Genomic DNA, 15,398 nt, shown 5'->3' with positions numbered 1-15,398 from the left:
TGGCATCACAAACTTGTTCAAACAAACACGCTATTGGATTCTCAAACCACAAACACACACCCATCACCGAAACCCGACAATCGGGTCACGTTCACTGGGGGTATCAGTTTCTGTATACACATTTCGTCTTGCGACTCGCCGTGCCAGCGGATGTCTACTCTACATGGTTCTTTCGGCTCGTGCAACCCGAAGTTCAACTTCGCTTTACCCGAATCGTCCCCGATCAGAGTGACTGCTGCCGTTCCTTGCGGCTCGGCAACCTGGACTACAGTACACATATTCTCAGCCGCATGCAAAACGACGCCGTTCGCGCCTGCGGAAAGGGCCTGTCCCCGCTGCCGGAAGAGCCCCGACCAGGGGCCTCGCAGCCATCAGGCGACCGGCTGAACGAGCTCCGGAGAGTCATTGCGAACATTGCCCACTGCCTTGCCGACCTTATGCCGTGTCACGCTCGCAGGATCGACCTGGGCCAGCGTCGCACCGAGCAGATCAGGCACATCACGACTGAGGACTCCCGGGTCGATCCAGTCATCTATCCAGTCGCGCGCGAGGAACACCGGCATCCGGTGATGAACGTCGCTGAGATGCCCGGCTGAGGCCATGGTGAGGATCGTCGTCGAAACCAGCCAGCTCCCATCCGGCTGCTTCCAGAATTCGAAGAGGCCTGCCATGAACAGAGGGTCCTTTCCGGCCGCGCTCATCATCCACGGCTGCTTCCCCTCCTCAGAGGTCTCCCATTCGTAATACCCCGGGATCGGCAGCGCGCAGCGCCGCCGTCTGATCGCCTGCCGGAACATCGGCTTCTCGAGCACGGTCTCCGATCGGGCATTGAACGCCTTGAAGCCGATCTTGACATCCTTGGCCCAGGCGGGGACCAGGCCCCATGACGCGGTCTCGAGCCGGCGATGAAGCTGCCCCTCGTCATCGAGGCGCTCGACGACGATCGGCACGAATGCTCCCGGGGGAACGTTGTATCGCGGCGCGAAGTCATAGGACACGACATCCAGCCGAAGCTCGTCGGCGAGGTCCGCCGGGTCGAGAGACATATTGAGTCGGCCGCACATGCGTCCATCTTCTCATTTCACTACACTGTCGACAATGGCGGCAGAAGAGAATACAGCGAACAGACGCGATCCGATCGAGGAGTCCCGCCGGCAATGGCTGGCTCACGGTTGGCACGAAGCGGCCGACGGCATGACCACGGTGATCTCGGTGATGAGGATCCATCAGCTCTTCCTGGCTCGGGTCGACGCCGCGCTCAAACCCTTCGCTCTCACCTTCTCCCGCTACGAAGTCCTCACCCTGCTGTCCTTCACGAGGTCCGGCACCCTGCCGATGTCGAAGATCTCCGCTCGGCTGCAGGTTCATGCGACCTCGACGACGAACTCCGTCGATCGCCTCGAAAAGGCAGGCCTCGTCGCGCGACGCAGCCACCCTGATGACCGCCGGACCACTCTTGTCGACCTCACTGAGGCCGGCCGCGAGCTCGCAGCCGCCGCGACGACCGCGCTCAATGACGAAGTCTTCTCCTCCCCCGACTTCGCCGGCACCGATCTCGGTTCGCTGCTGCCCCACCTCGAGAGCCTGCGCTCCGAGCTCGAAGATCGGAGCTGATCCGAGGGACTGTGCGGACTCGATTCCAGAGCGCCTTTCCGCCGCAAATTAGTTGGACGTCCAAGTAATTTCGACGTATCGTGGGGTCGGTCACCATATCCGCGTCCGACCACTGGAGGAATCATGTCCCGCAGCACCGCAGCTGCCCTACCCTTCGGTCTCACCGACGAACAGCAGACCGTCTCCGGAATGGTGCGCGAGTTCGCCGATACCGAAATCGCCCCGCACGCACTCGAGTGGGATGCTGAGCACCACTTCCCCGTCGACGTGATCAAGAAGACCGCCGACCTCGGGATGGGCGGCATCTACGTGAGTGAGGACGCCGGCGGGACCGGGATGGGCCGGATGGATGCGGCTCTGATCTTCGAAGCGATGTCGACGGGCTGCCCGTCCGTCGCCTCCTATATCTCCATCCACAACATGGTTGCGTGGATGATCGACAAGTTCGGAAACGACGAGCAGAAGACGAAGTACCTGCAGCCGCTGGTCTCGATGGAACACCTCGGCAGCTACTGTCTGACCGAGCCCAACGCAGGCTCCGATGCCGCAGCGCTGCGCACCTCGGCCAGAGAAGACGGTGACTCCTATGTCCTCAACGGCGTCAAGCAGTTCATCTCGGGCGCCGGCACCTCGGACACCTACCTCGTCATGGCCCGCTCCGGGCAGGAAGGCGCACGAGGAATCTCGGCCTTCATCCTCGAGAAGGACATGGAGGGACTGAGCTTCGGTCCGAACGAGCGGAAGATGGGATGGCGAGCGCAGCCCACACGTCAGGTGATCATGGAGAACGTGCGCGTGCCCAAGGAGAACCTCCTCGGCGAGCCCGGCCAGGGCTTCAAGATCGCCATGTCAGGTCTCGACGGGGGGCGTCTCAACATCGGCGCCTGCTCCCTCGGCGGCGGTCAGTCCGCACTGGAGAAAGCCGTCGAATACATGGGCGAGCGGCAGGCCTTCGGCACCGAACTCTCCGGCTTCCAGGCGCTTCGCTTCGAGGTCGCGCAGATGCAGGCCGACCTCGAGAGCGCTCGTTCCCTTCTCTGGCGGGCGGCGAACGCCTATGATGCCGGCGATCCCAACACCTCGCTCCTGTCCGCGATGGCCAAGCTCAAGGCGACCGACACCGGGTTCGAGGTCGCGAACCGGGCCCTCCAGCTGCACGGCGGCTACGGGTATCTGACAGAGTATGGAATTGAGAAGCTGGTTCGTGACCTGCGAGTCCACCAGATTCTGGAAGGCACCAACGAAATCATGCGCGTGATCATCTCGCGCAAGAGCACAGGAGTGGGCTGATATGACAGATACTTCGGCACAGCGGACGGACGACTCCGTCGTCACCTCGGTTTCCAACGGGGTGGGCCGAATCGAACTCAACAGACCGAAGCTGATCAATGCGCTCAGCCAGGAGATGGTGGGCGCCATCGATGATGCCCTGAGCGCCTGGAGCGATGACGACTCGGTCTCCCTCGTCCTCGTCACCGGTCGCGGAGAGCGCGGCCTGTGCGCGGGCGGGGACATCAAGGCGGTGTACAACGACATCGTGGCAGGCAGCGACGAGAACGCGAAGTTCTGGAATCGCGAATACAAGATGAATCACGCGATCTCCGAATTCCCCAAGCCCTATGTCGTCATCATGAACGGCATCACGATGGGCGGAGGCGTCGGCATCTCCGGCCACGGCTCACACCGCATCGTCACGGATTCGACGAAGGTCGGCATGCCCGAGACCGGGATCGGTCTGTTCCCCGATGTCGGCGGAACGCATCTGCTGGCCGATGCGCCCGGTGAGCTGGGCACCCATCTCGCGCTGACGGGCCGACCGGTCGGAGCCGGCACCGCGATCGCCCTCGGGCTCGCCGACCACTACGTTCCCGATGCGCGGATCCCCGATCTCATCTCCGATCTGACCTCCGGACAGGAGCTCGACGCCGTTCTCGGCAAGTACTCCGCAGCAGCACCGGTCGATGAGCTCGCCGAGGCGGCCGACTGGATCAACGAATGCTACGTCGGCAACAGCGCCGAGGACATCGTCGCAGCCCTCGCCGCGCACGAGGATCCCGACGCTCAGGCCACCGCCGAGCTCATCGGCTCCAAGGCCCCCACCTCGGTGAAGGTGACGCTGGCCGCCCTGCGGAAGGCCGCATCCATGTCCCTGGCCGAAGTCCTCGAACAGGACTATCGCGTCGCCGTGGCGCTGACGGAAAGACCCGATCTCAAGGAGGGCATCCGCGCTCAGGTCATCGACAAGGACCGCAATCCGCAGTGGAGCCCGGCGACCCTGGCCGATGTCAGCGACGAAACCGTCGAGTCCATCCTCACCACCGATCACGAAGAGAAGGTGTTCTCATGAGCGAATACGAAACCATCCTCACCGCCGTCGAGTCCGGCGTCGCCACGATCACCATCAATCGGCCGAAGGCGCTCAACGCGCTCAACCTGCAGGTGCTCACGGACATCACCGATGCCGCCACCGGGTTCGACGCCGATGACGAGGTCAAGGCGATCATCATCACCGGCAGCGAGAAGGCATTCGCCGCCGGGGCCGACATCAAGGAGATGTCGAGCCTGGACTTCGCCACCGCGTACAAGGCCGACTGGTTCGCCGGCTGGTCACGCCTGACCGACGTGCGTAAGCCGGTCATCACCGCCGTCGGCGGCTTCGCGCTCGGCGGCGGCTGCGAGCTCGCGATGATGGGCGATATCCTCATCGCCTCGACGAAGGCGAAGTTCGGCCAGCCGGAGATCAACCTCGGCGTGCTGCCGGGCATGGGCGGATCGCAGCGGCTGACCCGGGCCATCGGAAAGGCGAAGTCCATGGACATGTGCCTGACCGGTCGGATGATGGACGCCGAGGAGGCCGAGCGTTCCGGCCTCGTCGCCCGCGTGGTCGAACCCGAGCAGCTGCTCGAGACGGCCACCGAGATCGCCCGGACGATCGCAGGCAAGTCCCGGGTCGCCTCGGCGATGGTCAAGGAAGCGGTGAATACCGCGTTCGAGACGACTCTCGAACAGGGGCTGCGCTACGAACGCCGCCTCTTCCACTCCTCGCTGGCCACGAACGACCAGTCCGAGGGCATGGCCGCCTTCGTCGAGAAGAGGGATCCGAACTTCACGGACTCCTGATCTCGCTCTCAGCTCGATCCACGGCGCAGGCCCCTCTTCGGGTCTGCGCCGTGTTCGTCTCAGGCCCGCTCTCGACCGCGCCCTGATCCGGGCATCGAGCGGTCTCTGCTGGCGCAGGCCTCGGCGCGGACGATCTTCGGCGGACACCGAACATGCGGATGTGGCGGATATCGCATTTAACAATCGTTCAGTTAAAGTGGGGGCATGCATTCATCTACTCAAGCAGGCATCGTGTCCTCTCTCACCGATCTGTCCTCCCAGCTGCGACTGCCCGTCTTCGGCTCCCCGATGTTCATCGCCTCCGGCCCCGAGCTCGTCAAGGCTCAGTGCCAGGCGGGAATCGTCGGTGCCTTCCCCACCCTCAATGCGCGACCGGCATCGCTGCTGGCGGATTGGCTCGACGAGATCACCGAGTCGAACGCCGCTTTCAATTCGGCCAACCCTGATCGGCCGGCCGCTCCCTTCGCGGTCAACCTCATCGTCCACCGTTCGAACAACCGACTCGAAGCCGACCTCGCCGAGGTCGTCCGCCATGAGGTTCCGATCGTCATCACCTCCCTGGGCGCCCGCGAGGAGGTCAACGAGGCCGTCCATTCCTACGGCGGCGTCGTCCTCCACGATGTCATCAACAACCGCTTCGCCCACAAGGCCGTCGAGAAGGGCGCCGACGGTGTCATCGCCGTAGCCGCAGGCGCAGGCGGGCACGCCGGTGCACAGTCTCCGTTCGCCCTCGTGCAGGAGATCCGGTCGTGGTTCGACGGTCCTCTGCTGCTCTCCGGTGCCATCGCCCACGGTCGGTCGATTCTCGCGGCGCTGGCGGCGGGCGCGGACTTCGCATATATCGGATCGGCGTTCCTGTCCACGCCCGAGGCGAATGTCGTCGAAGACTATCGGAAGATGATCGTCGAATCAGGGGCCGATGACGTCGTCTACTCGAACTACTTCACCGGGGTCAAAGGCAACTACTTGCGCGGTTCGATCGTCGCTTCCGGTCTCGATCCGGACAACCTGCCCGAGGCCGATCCGACGAAGATGGACTTCGGCACTGACCCGGACTCGGAGGCGAAGGCCTGGCGCGACATCTGGGGCTCCGGGCAGGGCATCGGCGCTCTGGGCATGCAGCAGACGACGGCCGAACTCGTCGGCACTTTCGCCTCTCAGTTCGAGGAGGCGAAGCAGCAGCTGCTCACGCGCCTGCGCTGAGCCTGCCTGAGAGCAGCGAGCCCGGTTCCCCAGTGTCGGGGAGCCGGGCTCGACTCGTGCCGGCGCAGTGCTCAGATGGTCGAGATGATTCCGCGTTCGGTCAGACGCGAGGCGAGCCCTGCGCCATCGGGAGCATAGATCCACGGCACCCCCTGCCCCCGGCCGTGGCGCTTCGACCGGCCTCCCGCCCACACGGCCTCGCCGACGGTCAGCTGCCGGATGGCCACGGCGGCGACGTTCTCCGGATGGTTCTCGACGAACTCCCCGTAGACCTCCTCGTCCTTCTGCCCGTCGTCGCCGATGAGCAGCCACTTCATCCATGGGAACTCCCGCGACAGGCGCTCGAGAGTGTTGCGCTTGTGCTCTTTGCCCGAGCGGAAGACTCGCGTCGTCGTCGGTCCCCAATCGGTGAGCAGCAGAGGGCCCATCGGGTAGAGGTTGCGGGAGAGGAACCTCTTGATCGTCAGAGCCGAGTTCCAGGCTCCGGTCGACAGGTAGATCATCGGCGTCGACGGTCGCATGAAGGTGATCCGGTCGTAGAGGACGGCCATGCCCGCCACCGGGGATCTGGCATGCTCGCTGAGCACGAATGTGTTCCACGCGGCCAGGAACGGTCGGGGCAGCGAGGTGACCATGACCGTGTCGTCGATATCGGAGATGATGCCGAATGTCGAGTCCTCGCCGATGATGCGCACCGCTGCGGAGTCGACGAGGGACCCATCGGTCCACAGCTCGATCTCCGTCTCCCCCGGTTCGAAATCGCCCGGAATGACGGTGTCGATGATGCCGCCGCGGTCCGAGGTGACCATGTGCTCTTCGTCGTTGACTCGCACCCACGCGGTGTCATTGGGCAGCGGAACGCTGACGAAGGACTTCCATCCGCGGATGCTCGCGTGGACGTCCGCGGCCGGCTGCCCGCTGGGGGTGAGCACCAGGCGACCGAGCACACGCACCCATCCGGTGCCGCCGTAGGTGTCGTAGGCGATGACCGTACGCTGATAGCTGTGGTCGGTGGCCCGGTTCTGGATCCACTCGTTGAACCGGTCCTCCACCCGCGCAGCGGTGTGGAGCATGTCCGGCGTGAGATTGAGCGGGCCCTCCTCGGGCTTCTTCCTCGCCACGATCAGATGAAGCCGATCTTGTCGTAGACCTCACGCAGAGTCGCCTCCGCGATCTCGCTGGCCTTGGCGGCTCCGCGATCGAGGATGGCCTGCAGCTCGGCCCGGTCCTCGAGCAGCTCCAGAACGCGCTCCCGCACTGGAGTGAGAGTCTCGACGGCCACCTCGGCGAGGTCGACCTTGAGGTGCCCGTACATCTTGCCCTCGTATTCGGCGACGATGTCGTCGACGGATCGGGAGGTCAGCGAGGAATAGATCGTCAGCAGGTTCGACACGCCGGGCTTGGCCTCGGGGTCGAAGGCGATCTCGGTGCCGTCATCGGTCACGGCGGATTTGATCTTCTTCGTCAGTGACTTCGCATCGTCGAGGATATCGATGCGGCCCTGGGGGCTCGGCTGCGACTTCGACATCTTCGCGCCTGGGTTCTGCAGATCGAAGATCTTCGCGGTGGCCTTGAGGATCTGCGCCTCGGGGACGACGAAGGTCTTCCCGAAACGGTAGTTGAAGCGTTCCGCGAGGTTGCGGGTCAGTTCGAGGTGCTGCCGCTGGTCCTCGCCGACCGGGACGAGCTGCGGGTTGTACAGCAGGATGTCGGCGGCCATGAGCGCCGGATAGGTGAGCAGACCCAAGGACACATGCTGCTGTTTGGCCGACTTGTCCTTGAACTGCGTCATCCTGCTCGCCTCACCCATCGAGGTGGTGCATTCGAGCACCCACGACAGCTGCGGGTGGGCAGGCACTTGGGACTGGACGAAGATCGTCGACTTCTCCGGGTCGAGACCGGCGGCGATGAACTGGGCGGCGGTGCGCAGCGTCCGCTCCCGCAGCTCGGCAGGATCCTGTTCGACGGTGATCGCGTGCATGTTCGCGATGAAGTAGAAGGCGTCGTGCGAATCCTGATGCGTCACGAACTGCTGCAGTGCCCCGATGTAGTTGCCGAGATGGAGAGAATCGGAGGTGGCTTGGATACCGGAGACCGTGCGAGGCAGTGAAGAGATCGTCATAGTCCTATGATGCCATCTTCGTCTCCCCTGCCCGACGTTCGGTCCTCGTCCGAACCGGGATGCCCGCCCACGTGTTCGAGGGCACGGAACGGAACGAGCGAGCGGTACAGTGACCTTGCCGATCACATGACTCGCCACGGCATACCCCATTTCGCGGCCGAACATCGAGCTGCAGCCCTCGATGGGACGGCAGCCGGGCCCGCCTGATCGGCTGCGGGGGAATGCTCGTCACTCCAGTTCGCCTCGCCTCAGGCCGCGGTGGCCGGGAGTTCGTAATCGATGACCAGCGGCGCATGGTCGGACCACCGTTCGCCCCAGCTGTCTGCTCTGTCCACGCTTGCCTTGACCGCAGATTCCGCGAGCGCCGGTGTGGCCATGTGGTAGTCGATGCGCCAGCCTGTGTCGTTGTCGAAGGCCTTCCCACGCATCGACCACCAGGTGTAGGGCCCGTCGACGTCACCGCTGAGCTTCCGGTGGACGTCGACATAGCCGACCTCGCCGAAGAAGCCGTCGAAGTAGGCACGTTCCTCAGGCAGGAAACCTGCCTTCTTCCGGTTGGCCTTCCAGTTCTTCAGATCCCGTTCGGTGTGGCAGACGTTGAGATCACCGGTGATGAGTACGTGGTCGGCCCTCTCCGCCAGCTGCGGCATCCGGACGGTCATGCGGTCGAGGAACCGATACTTGTCGTCCTGTTTCGGGGTGTCGACCTCGCCGGAGTGCACATAGGCGGAGACGAGCGTGAGCAGAGATCCGTCACCGAGTCGGTAGTCCGTCTCCAGCCATCGTCCGGCCCGGTCGAAGTAGCCGTCGTCCCCGAGTCCTTCCCGCTTCGACTCCGGTTCGGACCGCGCCATCACGGCCACTCCCGCGCGCCCCTTCGCCTCCGCGTCATGGCTGACCGTGGTGTACCCGGTGTCCTCGAGGACACCGAGGGCGACGTCGTTGGCGGCACGCACTTCCTGCAGAGTGATGAAGTCCGGTTTCGCGGCATCGACCCAGGTGGGCATCCCCTTCCTCCATGCTGCGCGGACTCCGTTGACGTTGACTGAAGCAATCCGAATCATGTGATCTATCATGACATGTGCGCGCTACTCTTCCGGGGCGGGGCGTTATAGAGTGAGGGAAAGAACGAATACATCAGGAGGCGCAATGGCCGTTGACGAAACTTTCGAGACCGAGCAGCTGAGCATCAGTCCGCTCGATGAAGTCGACGCCCGTGAGATGCGAGAGTTCCTGCTGGGAGCACAGGAGAATTTCTGGGGAGACCGGGACCTCAGCGGGGACCACGACGCCTATTGGTTCCGGCAGTTCGTGACCTCCGGCCTGGTCGCCCGCTACCGCTCGGAGATCGTCGGCTACCTGCTGGGCGTCATTCCGCACGACGGACCCGCTTATATCCATCTGGTCGCCGCCCGCACCGATTACCGGCATCGGGGAATCGGCCGTCACCTCTATCAGCACTTCATCGACCGCGCTCGTGAGCTCGGAGTGGCGTCGGTGCAGGCGACGACGAAGCCCGAGTCCTCCGGCGCGATCTCGTTCCACTCCTCGCTGGGGTTCAACGGCGAGCTCATCGAGGACTACGCAGGGTCGAACAACCCGAGAGTGTTCTTCGAACTCAAACTGGCCGAGGAGTGATCAAGGCCGACGCCCCGCCCCCGCAATGAGTTGGGCCCCGAACATCAGTTCGGGGCCCAACTCATTCATGGACTTAGTGGATGCGGTCCGCACGATGGAGACCACGAGCGTTTCAGACGTCTGCGACAGCTCGCTGTGCGGTATCGACGACGTTCTTCAGCAGCAGGGCTCGGGTCATCGGACCCACGCCGCCCGGATTCGGAGACACCCAGGCAGCCACCTCGGCGACGCCGGAATCGACATCGCCGACGATCTTCGACTTGCCCGTCTCGGGATCGGTCTCACGAGAGACTCCCACATCGAGGACGATCGCTCCGGGCTTGACGGACTCGGCCTTGACGATCCGGGCGGAGCCGGCGGCCGCGACGATGACATCGGCCTGAGCCAGCAGTTCGTCGAGGTTCCGGGTCCCGGTATGGGTCAGCGTCACCGTGGCATTGTGCTCACGCCGCGTCAGCAGGGCGCCGATGGATCGGCCGACGGTGACTCCGCGGCCGATGACGACGACGTGTTTGCCGTTCAGCTCGATCCCGTTGCGCGTCATCAGCTCGATCACACCGCGCGGGGTGCACGGCAGCGGTGTGGTGATCTCGGAGCTGACGTTGAGCATGAGCCGACCGAGGTTCGTCGGGTGCAGACCGTCGGCGTCCTTGGCCGGGTCGATGGCCTCGAGGATGGTGTCGGTGTCGATGTGCGCAGGCAGCGGCAGCTGCACGATGTAACCGGTGCAGGCAGGATCGTTGTTGAGATCGTCGATGACGGCCAACAGCTCGTCCTGTGTCACTGTCTCCGGCAGGTCGCGGCGGATCGAGTGGATGCCGACCTCGGCGCAGTCGCGGTGCTTGCCGGCGACGTACCACTTCGACCCGGGGTCCTCCCCCACCAGGACGGTGCCGAGGCCGGGAACGATCCCGGTCTTCCCCAGCTTCTCCACCGCCTCGGTGAGTTCCGACTTGATCTGCTTGGCGCAGGCCCTGCCGTCGAGGATCTGTGCACTCATCAGTACTGTTCCAGTCCCTCATAGAGCGGGAAGTCATCACTGAGCCTCTGCACCCGGGCGGCGAGAGCCTCGACGTCAGCCCCGGGCTTGAGCGCCTCGGCGATGACGTCGGCGACCTCGGTGAATTCCTTGTCGCCGAAGCCACGGGTGGCCAGGGCCGGGGTGCCGATGCGCAGACCCGAGGTCACCATCGGCGGGCGGGGGTCGAACGGGACGGCATTGCGGTTGACCGTGATCCCGACCTCGTGCAGGAGATCCTCGGCCTGCTGCCCGTCGAGGGCGGAGTTGCGCAGGTCGACGAGCACCAGATGCACATCCGTGCCGCCGGTGAGCACGGTGGCTCCGGCTTGGGCCACGTCGTCGGCGAGCAGGCGCTCAGCGAGGATCTGGGCACCGCGCACTGTCCTCTCCTGCCGTTCCTTGAACTCTGCCGCGGCAGCGAGCTTGAAGGCCACGGCCTTGGCCGCCACGACGTGCATGAGCGGTCCGCCCTGCTGGCCCGGGAAGACAGCGGAGTTGAGCTTCTTCGCGAATTCCTCCTTGCCGAGGATGAACCCGGAACGCGGACCGCCGATCGTCTTGTGGACCGTGGAGGACACGACATCGGCGAAGGGGACCGGGTTCGGGTGGAGATCGGCGGCGACGAGACCGGCGAAGTGGGCCATATCGACCCACAGCTTCGCATCCACCTCGTCGGCGATATTCCGGAAGGCCTGGAAATCCAGCTGACGGGGGTAGGCCGACCAGCCGGCGACGATGACCTGCGGACGGTGCTCGAGCGCCTTCTCCCGCACCTTGTCCATGTCGATGCGGTAGGTGTCGGGGTCGACCTCGTAGGAGGCCACGTCGTAGAGGCGTCCGGAGAAGTTGATCTTCATGCCGTGGGTGAGGTGCCCGCCATGGGCCAAGGAGAGCCCGAGCAGCTTGTCTCCATGCCGAGCGAGTGCGTGCATGACCGCCGCATTCGCCGATGCGCCGGAGTGCGGCTGAACATTGGCGTATTCGGCGCCGAAGAGGCTCTTGGCCCGCTCGATCGCCAGGTTCTCGGCGACATCGACATATTCGCACCCGCCGTAGTAGCGCTTGCCGGGGTAGCCCTCGGCATACTTGTTCGTCAGCACCGAACCCTGCGCTTCCAGCACGGCGCGGGGGACGAAGTTCTCCGAGGCGATCATCTCGAGAGTCGAACGCTGGCGGCCCAACTCGAGGTCGAGGACCTCGGCGATCTGGGGATCGATGTCTGCAAGCGAGGCCTGCATCGAGTTTTCGGTCATGAGTACTCTCCTGTGGCATCCGATGTGGTGAGTGGAACAGCGAGATCAGCCGCCGCGAACACCCGCAGACCATGCTAACAGCGAACGTCGCGAGCACCGCGGGCCGACCGCCATCCGGATGACGGCACCGGATTCTTGCCGATGGACTCCAAAGGCTAGGATCGAGCCCATGAGCAGAGAATGGATCCTGAGAGTCACCTGTCCCGACTCGACCGGCATCGTCCATGCCGTGACGGGCGTGCTCGCAGGCCTCGGCGGCAATATCACCGAATCACAGCAGTTCTCCTCCCCCGATTCCCGCCAGTTCTTCCTCCGTCTGCAGTTCTCCACTTCCGCAGAGGTCTCCGCCGAGACGCTCGAAGCCGAACTCGCCGAGGCGGCCGACCGCTTCGCGATGACCGTGAGTCTGCAACCGGTGGAGAAGAGGACTCGCACGCTCATCCTCGTGTCCAAAGCCGCACACTGCCTCAACACCCTGCTCTTCCAGCATTCCTCCGGCCAGCTGCCCATCGACATCGTCGGGGTCGCCGGGAACCACGATTCGCTGAGGTCTCTGGCCGAATTCCACGGTCACGCCTTCCACCACATCCCAATCACACCAGACACGAAGCCCATCGCCGAGGCGAAGCTGTCCTCCCTCGTCGATGAGCTCGACGTCGAACTCATCGTGCTGGCCCGCTATATGCAGATCCTCTCCCCCGATCTCTGTGACCGGCTCGAAGGCAGAGTCATCAACATCCACCATTCCTTCCTGCCCAGCTTCAAGGGAGCCAAGCCCTATCACCAGGCGCACGCACGAGGTGTGAAGATCATCGGCGCCACCGCGCACTATGTCACCGGCGATCTCGACGAAGGTCCGATCATCGAACAGGACGTCGCACGCGTCGACCACAACCGAGCGATCGCGGACTTCGTCCAGCGCGGTCAGGACGTCGAGGCGGCTGTCCTCGCACGGGCCGTGGCCTGGCACGCGGAGGGACGGGTGCTCATGGACGGGCACCGCACAGTCGTCTTCAACTGAGCTTGGCCGCCGCGCGCAGTCACCCAGGGAATTCACACCCGGGATCACTTCTGCTGTAAAGTCGCGACGGCCTATTGAAGGAGCTGAGCTCGAATGACGGAAACCACTTTCCGGACAATCGCGATCGTCCTGTATTTCATCGGGATGCTGGCCATCGGTTGGTTCGCCTATCGCAAGACGAAGAACAGCCTCGACGACTACATGCTCGCCGGCCGGGGTCTGCGCCCGAGTGTGGCGGCTCTCAGCGCGGGCGCCTCGGACATGTCGGGGTGGCTTCTCATGGGCCTGCCCGGAGCGATCTACCTCTCCGGCCTCATCGAAGCGTGGATCGCCATCGGCCTCACGGCCGGCGCCTGGGTCAATTGGAAGTTCGTGGCCCCGCGCCTGCGGGCCTTCACGGAGAAGGCCGGCGACTCGATCACGATTCCCAGCTTCTTCGAACAGCGCCTCAAGGACCGCTCCCGGCTGCTGCGCATCGTCTGCGGCGTCATCATCCTCGTATTCTTCACCTTCTATGTCTCCTCAGGCATGGTCGCCGCGGGCAAATTCTTCGAATCGAGCTTCGGACTCAACTACCTCGGGGGAATGCTGCTCGTCGCGGCCATCACCATGGTGTACACGCTCTTCGGCGGATTCCTCGGCGCGACGCTGACCGATGTCGCCCAAGGTCTGCTCATGTTCGCCGCCCTCGTCGCCGTGCCCATCGTCGCGGTCATCAACGCCGGCGGCCCCTCAACCGTGCTCAGCAACGTCTCGCAGATCGATCCCGGACTGCTCAGCCTCCTCGGCAGCGAACCGTTCTGGGCCAGCGGCGCGTACTTCACAGTGATCTCATCCCTGGCGTGGGGCTTGGGATACTTCGGCCAGCCCCACATCATCGTGCGCTTCATGGCTCTGCGGACCCCAGCCGATGCCAAGGTCGCCCGACGGATCGGCGTCGGCTGGATGGGCATCTCCGCGCTCGGCGCTGTCGCCACCGCGATCGTGGGCATCTCCTACTTCTCCCATCACGCGGGAATGGAACCGGCCGATGCCGAGACCGTCTTCCTCGATCTCGCCCAGATCCTGTTCCACCCGTTCATCGCGGGCCTCGTGCTAGCCGCGGTGCTGGCCGCGATCATGTCGACGATCTCCTCCCAGCTCGTCGTCACGTCCTCGGCGCTCATCGAGGACCTGTTCAAGATCGTCGCTCTGCGCGCCGGATCCAAGCGCACCCTGCAGGACAGGACGTATGTGCTGCTCGGCCGCCTCGGCGTGCTGGTCATCGCCATCATCGCGGTGATGCTGGCGATCTCTCCGTCCAACAGCATCCTCGATCTCGTGGCGTTCGCCTGGGCAGGATTCGGCGCATCCTTCGGGCCGATCGTGCTGCTCACCCTGTTCTGGAAGCGCCTGAGCAATTGGGGTGCGCTGTGCGGACTCCTCTCCGGTGCCGTCGTGGCGTTCGTCTGGGGCCAAGTGAGCATTCCGATGACGGACAAGATCTATGAGATCATCCCCGGCTTCGCCGTCAACCTCATCGTGGCGGTCGTCGTCAGCCGCTTCACCTACAAACATGACGATGAGGCCGACAGGGAGTTCGACGAATCGGTCGCCCTCTCCCGCGTGCAGTAGCCGCAGGCGAGCCGGTCCCCGAACGGTGACCGGCTCGGTCTGCGGTGGCCCCTGGCCGGCGACGAACCTGCGACGGGCACGTCGGCTGTCAGCTGTCCGGTCCACAGGAATGGCCGGAGCCCTCGCGCTCCGGCCATTCGTCTGTCCGCCCCACATGCACGTCGGCGCTCAGTGCGTGAATACACCTCAGGCGGGCACCCGGAGTGGGTGCCCGCCTGAGGTGTTCGGCCGTCCGCTCCCTCAGTCGAGGCGAACAGCCCGAGGAGCTTACTTGTCCTCGGCAGCCTCGGTGGACTCTTCTGCGGTCTCGGCAGAGGTCTCGTCGGAGGCCTCTGCGGAAACCTCGTCGGTCTCGACCGGAGCCTCTTCCTCCGCAGGTGCGGCCGCTGCGGTCGCCTGCTCGGCTTCCTTCACGGTTGCCTGCTTCGGCGAGTAGGGCTCGAGGACCAGTTCGATGACGGCCATCGGAGCGTTGTCCCCGGGACGAGGGCCGATCTTGGTGATACGGGTGTAACCACCGGGACGCTCCGCCATGGTCTCGGCGATCGAGGTGAAGAGCTCGTGCACGACCGACTTGTCGGAGATCTGAGCGAGCACGCGACGACGTGCGGCCAGATCACCCTTCTTGGCGTTCGTGATCATCCGCTCGGCGACAGGGCGCAGGCGCTTGGCCTTGGTCACTGTCGTGGTGATCTGCTTGTGCTCGAACAGCTGGGCAGCCATGTTGTTGAGCATCATGCGCTCGTGTGAGGGCGATCCGCCGAGGCGGGGACCCTTGGTTGGGGTTGGCAT

The 15,398-nt window shown here is 64.4% G+C and carries 15 protein-coding genes; 8 read left to right on the top strand and 7 right to left on the bottom strand.

Translation table 11 applies throughout. The features are described 5' to 3' along the window. Positions 1-371: 371 nt before the first annotated feature. On the bottom strand, positions 372-1,064 hold the full coding sequence (locus tag IHE57_RS08430) for an SOS response-associated peptidase (protein ID WP_209372368.1): 693 nt from the start codon (positions 1,062-1,064) through the stop codon (positions 372-374). A 34-nt stretch (positions 1,065-1,098) separates the two neighbouring features. On the opposite strand from IHE57_RS08430, the gene IHE57_RS08425 reads away from it, so the two are divergent. The 5 genes from IHE57_RS08425 (at position 1,099) to IHE57_RS08405 (ending at position 5,937) form a co-directional block, all read left to right on the top strand. Next, positions 1,099-1,614, top strand: coding sequence for a MarR family winged helix-turn-helix transcriptional regulator (locus IHE57_RS08425; protein ID WP_209325739.1), 516 nt, complete (start codon positions 1,099-1,101; stop codon positions 1,612-1,614). A 123-nt stretch (positions 1,615-1,737) separates the two neighbouring features. Beyond that, positions 1,738-2,904 carry an acyl-CoA dehydrogenase family protein gene (locus IHE57_RS08420; protein ID WP_209325740.1) on the top strand — a complete coding sequence of 389 codons (1,167 nt, stop codon included), beginning with the start codon at positions 1,738-1,740 and terminating at the stop codon, positions 2,902-2,904. Between the two features lies 1 nt (position 2,905). Continuing rightward, positions 2,906-3,961: an enoyl-CoA hydratase/isomerase family protein gene (locus IHE57_RS08415; protein ID WP_209325741.1), complete on the top strand. Its 1,056-nt coding sequence runs from the start codon at positions 2,906-2,908 to the stop codon at positions 3,959-3,961. After that, positions 3,958-4,734 (top strand): enoyl-CoA hydratase, encoded by a 777-nt coding sequence (locus IHE57_RS08410; protein ID WP_209325742.1) that lies wholly within the window; start codon positions 3,958-3,960, stop codon positions 4,732-4,734. The genes IHE57_RS08415 and IHE57_RS08410 overlap by 4 nt, the downstream gene beginning before the upstream one ends. 204 nt (positions 4,735-4,938) lie before the next feature. Continuing rightward, positions 4,939-5,937, top strand: coding sequence for an NAD(P)H-dependent flavin oxidoreductase (locus IHE57_RS08405; protein ID WP_209325743.1), 999 nt, complete (start codon positions 4,939-4,941; stop codon positions 5,935-5,937). A 71-nt stretch (positions 5,938-6,008) separates the two neighbouring features. Here the strand turns inward: IHE57_RS08405 and IHE57_RS08400 are convergent, their stop codons facing one another. The 3 genes from IHE57_RS08400 to IHE57_RS08390 form a co-directional block, all read right to left on the bottom strand. After that, positions 6,009-7,058, bottom strand: a complete 1,050-nt coding sequence (locus tag IHE57_RS08400; protein ID WP_209325744.1) for an App1 family protein phosphatidate phosphatase — start codon at positions 7,056-7,058, stop codon at positions 6,009-6,011. 2 nt (positions 7,059-7,060) lie between these two features. Continuing rightward, the gene (gene trpS / locus IHE57_RS08395; RefSeq protein WP_209325745.1) at positions 7,061-8,059 is read right to left on the bottom strand and encodes a tryptophan--tRNA ligase; all 999 of its coding nucleotides are present in this window, start codon (positions 8,057-8,059) and stop codon (positions 7,061-7,063) included. Between the two features lie 248 nt (positions 8,060-8,307). Further along, positions 8,308-9,123, bottom strand: coding sequence for an exodeoxyribonuclease III (locus IHE57_RS08390; RefSeq protein WP_209325746.1), 816 nt, complete (start codon positions 9,121-9,123; stop codon positions 8,308-8,310). Between the two features lie 85 nt (positions 9,124-9,208). Here IHE57_RS08390 and IHE57_RS08385 point away from each other — a divergent pair, with 85 nt between their 5' ends. After that, positions 9,209-9,697, top strand: coding sequence for a GNAT family N-acetyltransferase (locus IHE57_RS08385; RefSeq protein ID WP_209325747.1), 489 nt, complete (start codon positions 9,209-9,211; stop codon positions 9,695-9,697). Positions 9,698-9,809: 112 nt separating this feature from the next. On the opposite strand, the gene IHE57_RS08380 is transcribed toward IHE57_RS08385, so the two are convergent. Continuing rightward, positions 9,810-10,697, bottom strand: coding sequence for a bifunctional methylenetetrahydrofolate dehydrogenase/methenyltetrahydrofolate cyclohydrolase (locus tag IHE57_RS08380; protein WP_209372366.1), 888 nt, complete (start codon positions 10,695-10,697; stop codon positions 9,810-9,812). Further along, a complete protein-coding gene (gene glyA, locus IHE57_RS08375) occupies positions 10,697-11,971 on the bottom strand; it encodes a serine hydroxymethyltransferase (RefSeq protein ID WP_209325749.1) in 1,275 nt (424 codons plus the stop codon). Before glyA ends, IHE57_RS08380 begins: the two co-directional genes overlap by 1 nt. Before the next feature lie 169 nt (positions 11,972-12,140). Between glyA and purU the strand changes: the two genes are divergently transcribed. Both purU and putP read left to right on the top strand, forming a co-directional pair. After that, positions 12,141-12,992: a formyltetrahydrofolate deformylase gene (gene purU / locus IHE57_RS08370; RefSeq protein ID WP_209325750.1), complete on the top strand. Its 852-nt coding sequence runs from the start codon at positions 12,141-12,143 to the stop codon at positions 12,990-12,992. 93 nt (positions 12,993-13,085) lie between these two features. Beyond that, a complete protein-coding gene (putP, locus tag IHE57_RS08365) occupies positions 13,086-14,606 on the top strand; it encodes a sodium/proline symporter PutP (protein WP_209372364.1) in 1,521 nt (506 codons plus the stop codon). Between the two features lie 267 nt (positions 14,607-14,873). Here the strand turns inward: putP and rplQ are convergent, their stop codons facing one another. Continuing rightward, on the bottom strand, positions 14,874-15,398 hold the full coding sequence (gene rplQ / locus IHE57_RS08360; RefSeq protein ID WP_209325752.1) for a 50S ribosomal protein L17: 525 nt from the start codon (positions 15,396-15,398) through the stop codon (positions 14,874-14,876).

Source organism: Brevibacterium renqingii, from assembly GCF_017808105.1.
Taxonomy (GTDB): domain Bacteria; phylum Actinomycetota; class Actinomycetes; order Actinomycetales; family Brevibacteriaceae; genus Brevibacterium; species Brevibacterium renqingii.
This window is presented reverse-complemented; position numbering and strand designations above follow the sequence as displayed.

Excerpts from the sequence above, each read along its gene's own strand:
- IHE57_RS08430 (WP_209372368.1), bottom strand. The coding sequence starts at position 1,064 with ATGTGCGGCCGACTCAATATGTCTCTCGACCCGGCGGACCTCGCCGAC.
- IHE57_RS08425 (WP_209325739.1), top strand. The coding sequence starts at position 1,099 with ATGGCGGCAGAAGAGAATACAGCGAACAGACGCGATCCGATCGAGGAG.
- IHE57_RS08420 (WP_209325740.1), top strand. The coding sequence starts at position 1,738 with ATGTCCCGCAGCACCGCAGCTGCCCTACCCTTCGGTCTCACCGACGAA.
- IHE57_RS08415 (WP_209325741.1), top strand. The coding sequence starts at position 2,906 with ATGACAGATACTTCGGCACAGCGGACGGACGACTCCGTCGTCACCTCG.
- IHE57_RS08410 (WP_209325742.1), top strand. The coding sequence starts at position 3,958 with ATGAGCGAATACGAAACCATCCTCACCGCCGTCGAGTCCGGCGTCGCC.
- IHE57_RS08405 (WP_209325743.1), top strand. The coding sequence starts at position 4,939 with ATGCATTCATCTACTCAAGCAGGCATCGTGTCCTCTCTCACCGATCTG.
- trpS (WP_209325745.1), bottom strand. The coding sequence starts at position 8,059 with ATGACGATCTCTTCACTGCCTCGCACGGTCTCCGGTATCCAAGCCACC.
- IHE57_RS08390 (WP_209325746.1), bottom strand. The coding sequence starts at position 9,123 with ATGATTCGGATTGCTTCAGTCAACGTCAACGGAGTCCGCGCAGCATGG.
- IHE57_RS08385 (WP_209325747.1), top strand. The coding sequence starts at position 9,209 with ATGGCCGTTGACGAAACTTTCGAGACCGAGCAGCTGAGCATCAGTCCG.
- IHE57_RS08380 (WP_209372366.1), bottom strand. The coding sequence starts at position 10,697 with ATGAGTGCACAGATCCTCGACGGCAGGGCCTGCGCCAAGCAGATCAAG.
- glyA (WP_209325749.1), bottom strand. The coding sequence starts at position 11,971 with ATGACCGAAAACTCGATGCAGGCCTCGCTTGCAGACATCGATCCCCAG.
- purU (WP_209325750.1), top strand. The coding sequence starts at position 12,141 with ATGAGCAGAGAATGGATCCTGAGAGTCACCTGTCCCGACTCGACCGGC.
- putP (WP_209372364.1), top strand. The coding sequence starts at position 13,086 with ATGACGGAAACCACTTTCCGGACAATCGCGATCGTCCTGTATTTCATC.
- rplQ (WP_209325752.1), bottom strand. The coding sequence starts at position 15,398 with ATGCCAACCCCAACCAAGGGTCCCCGCCTCGGCGGATCGCCCTCACAC.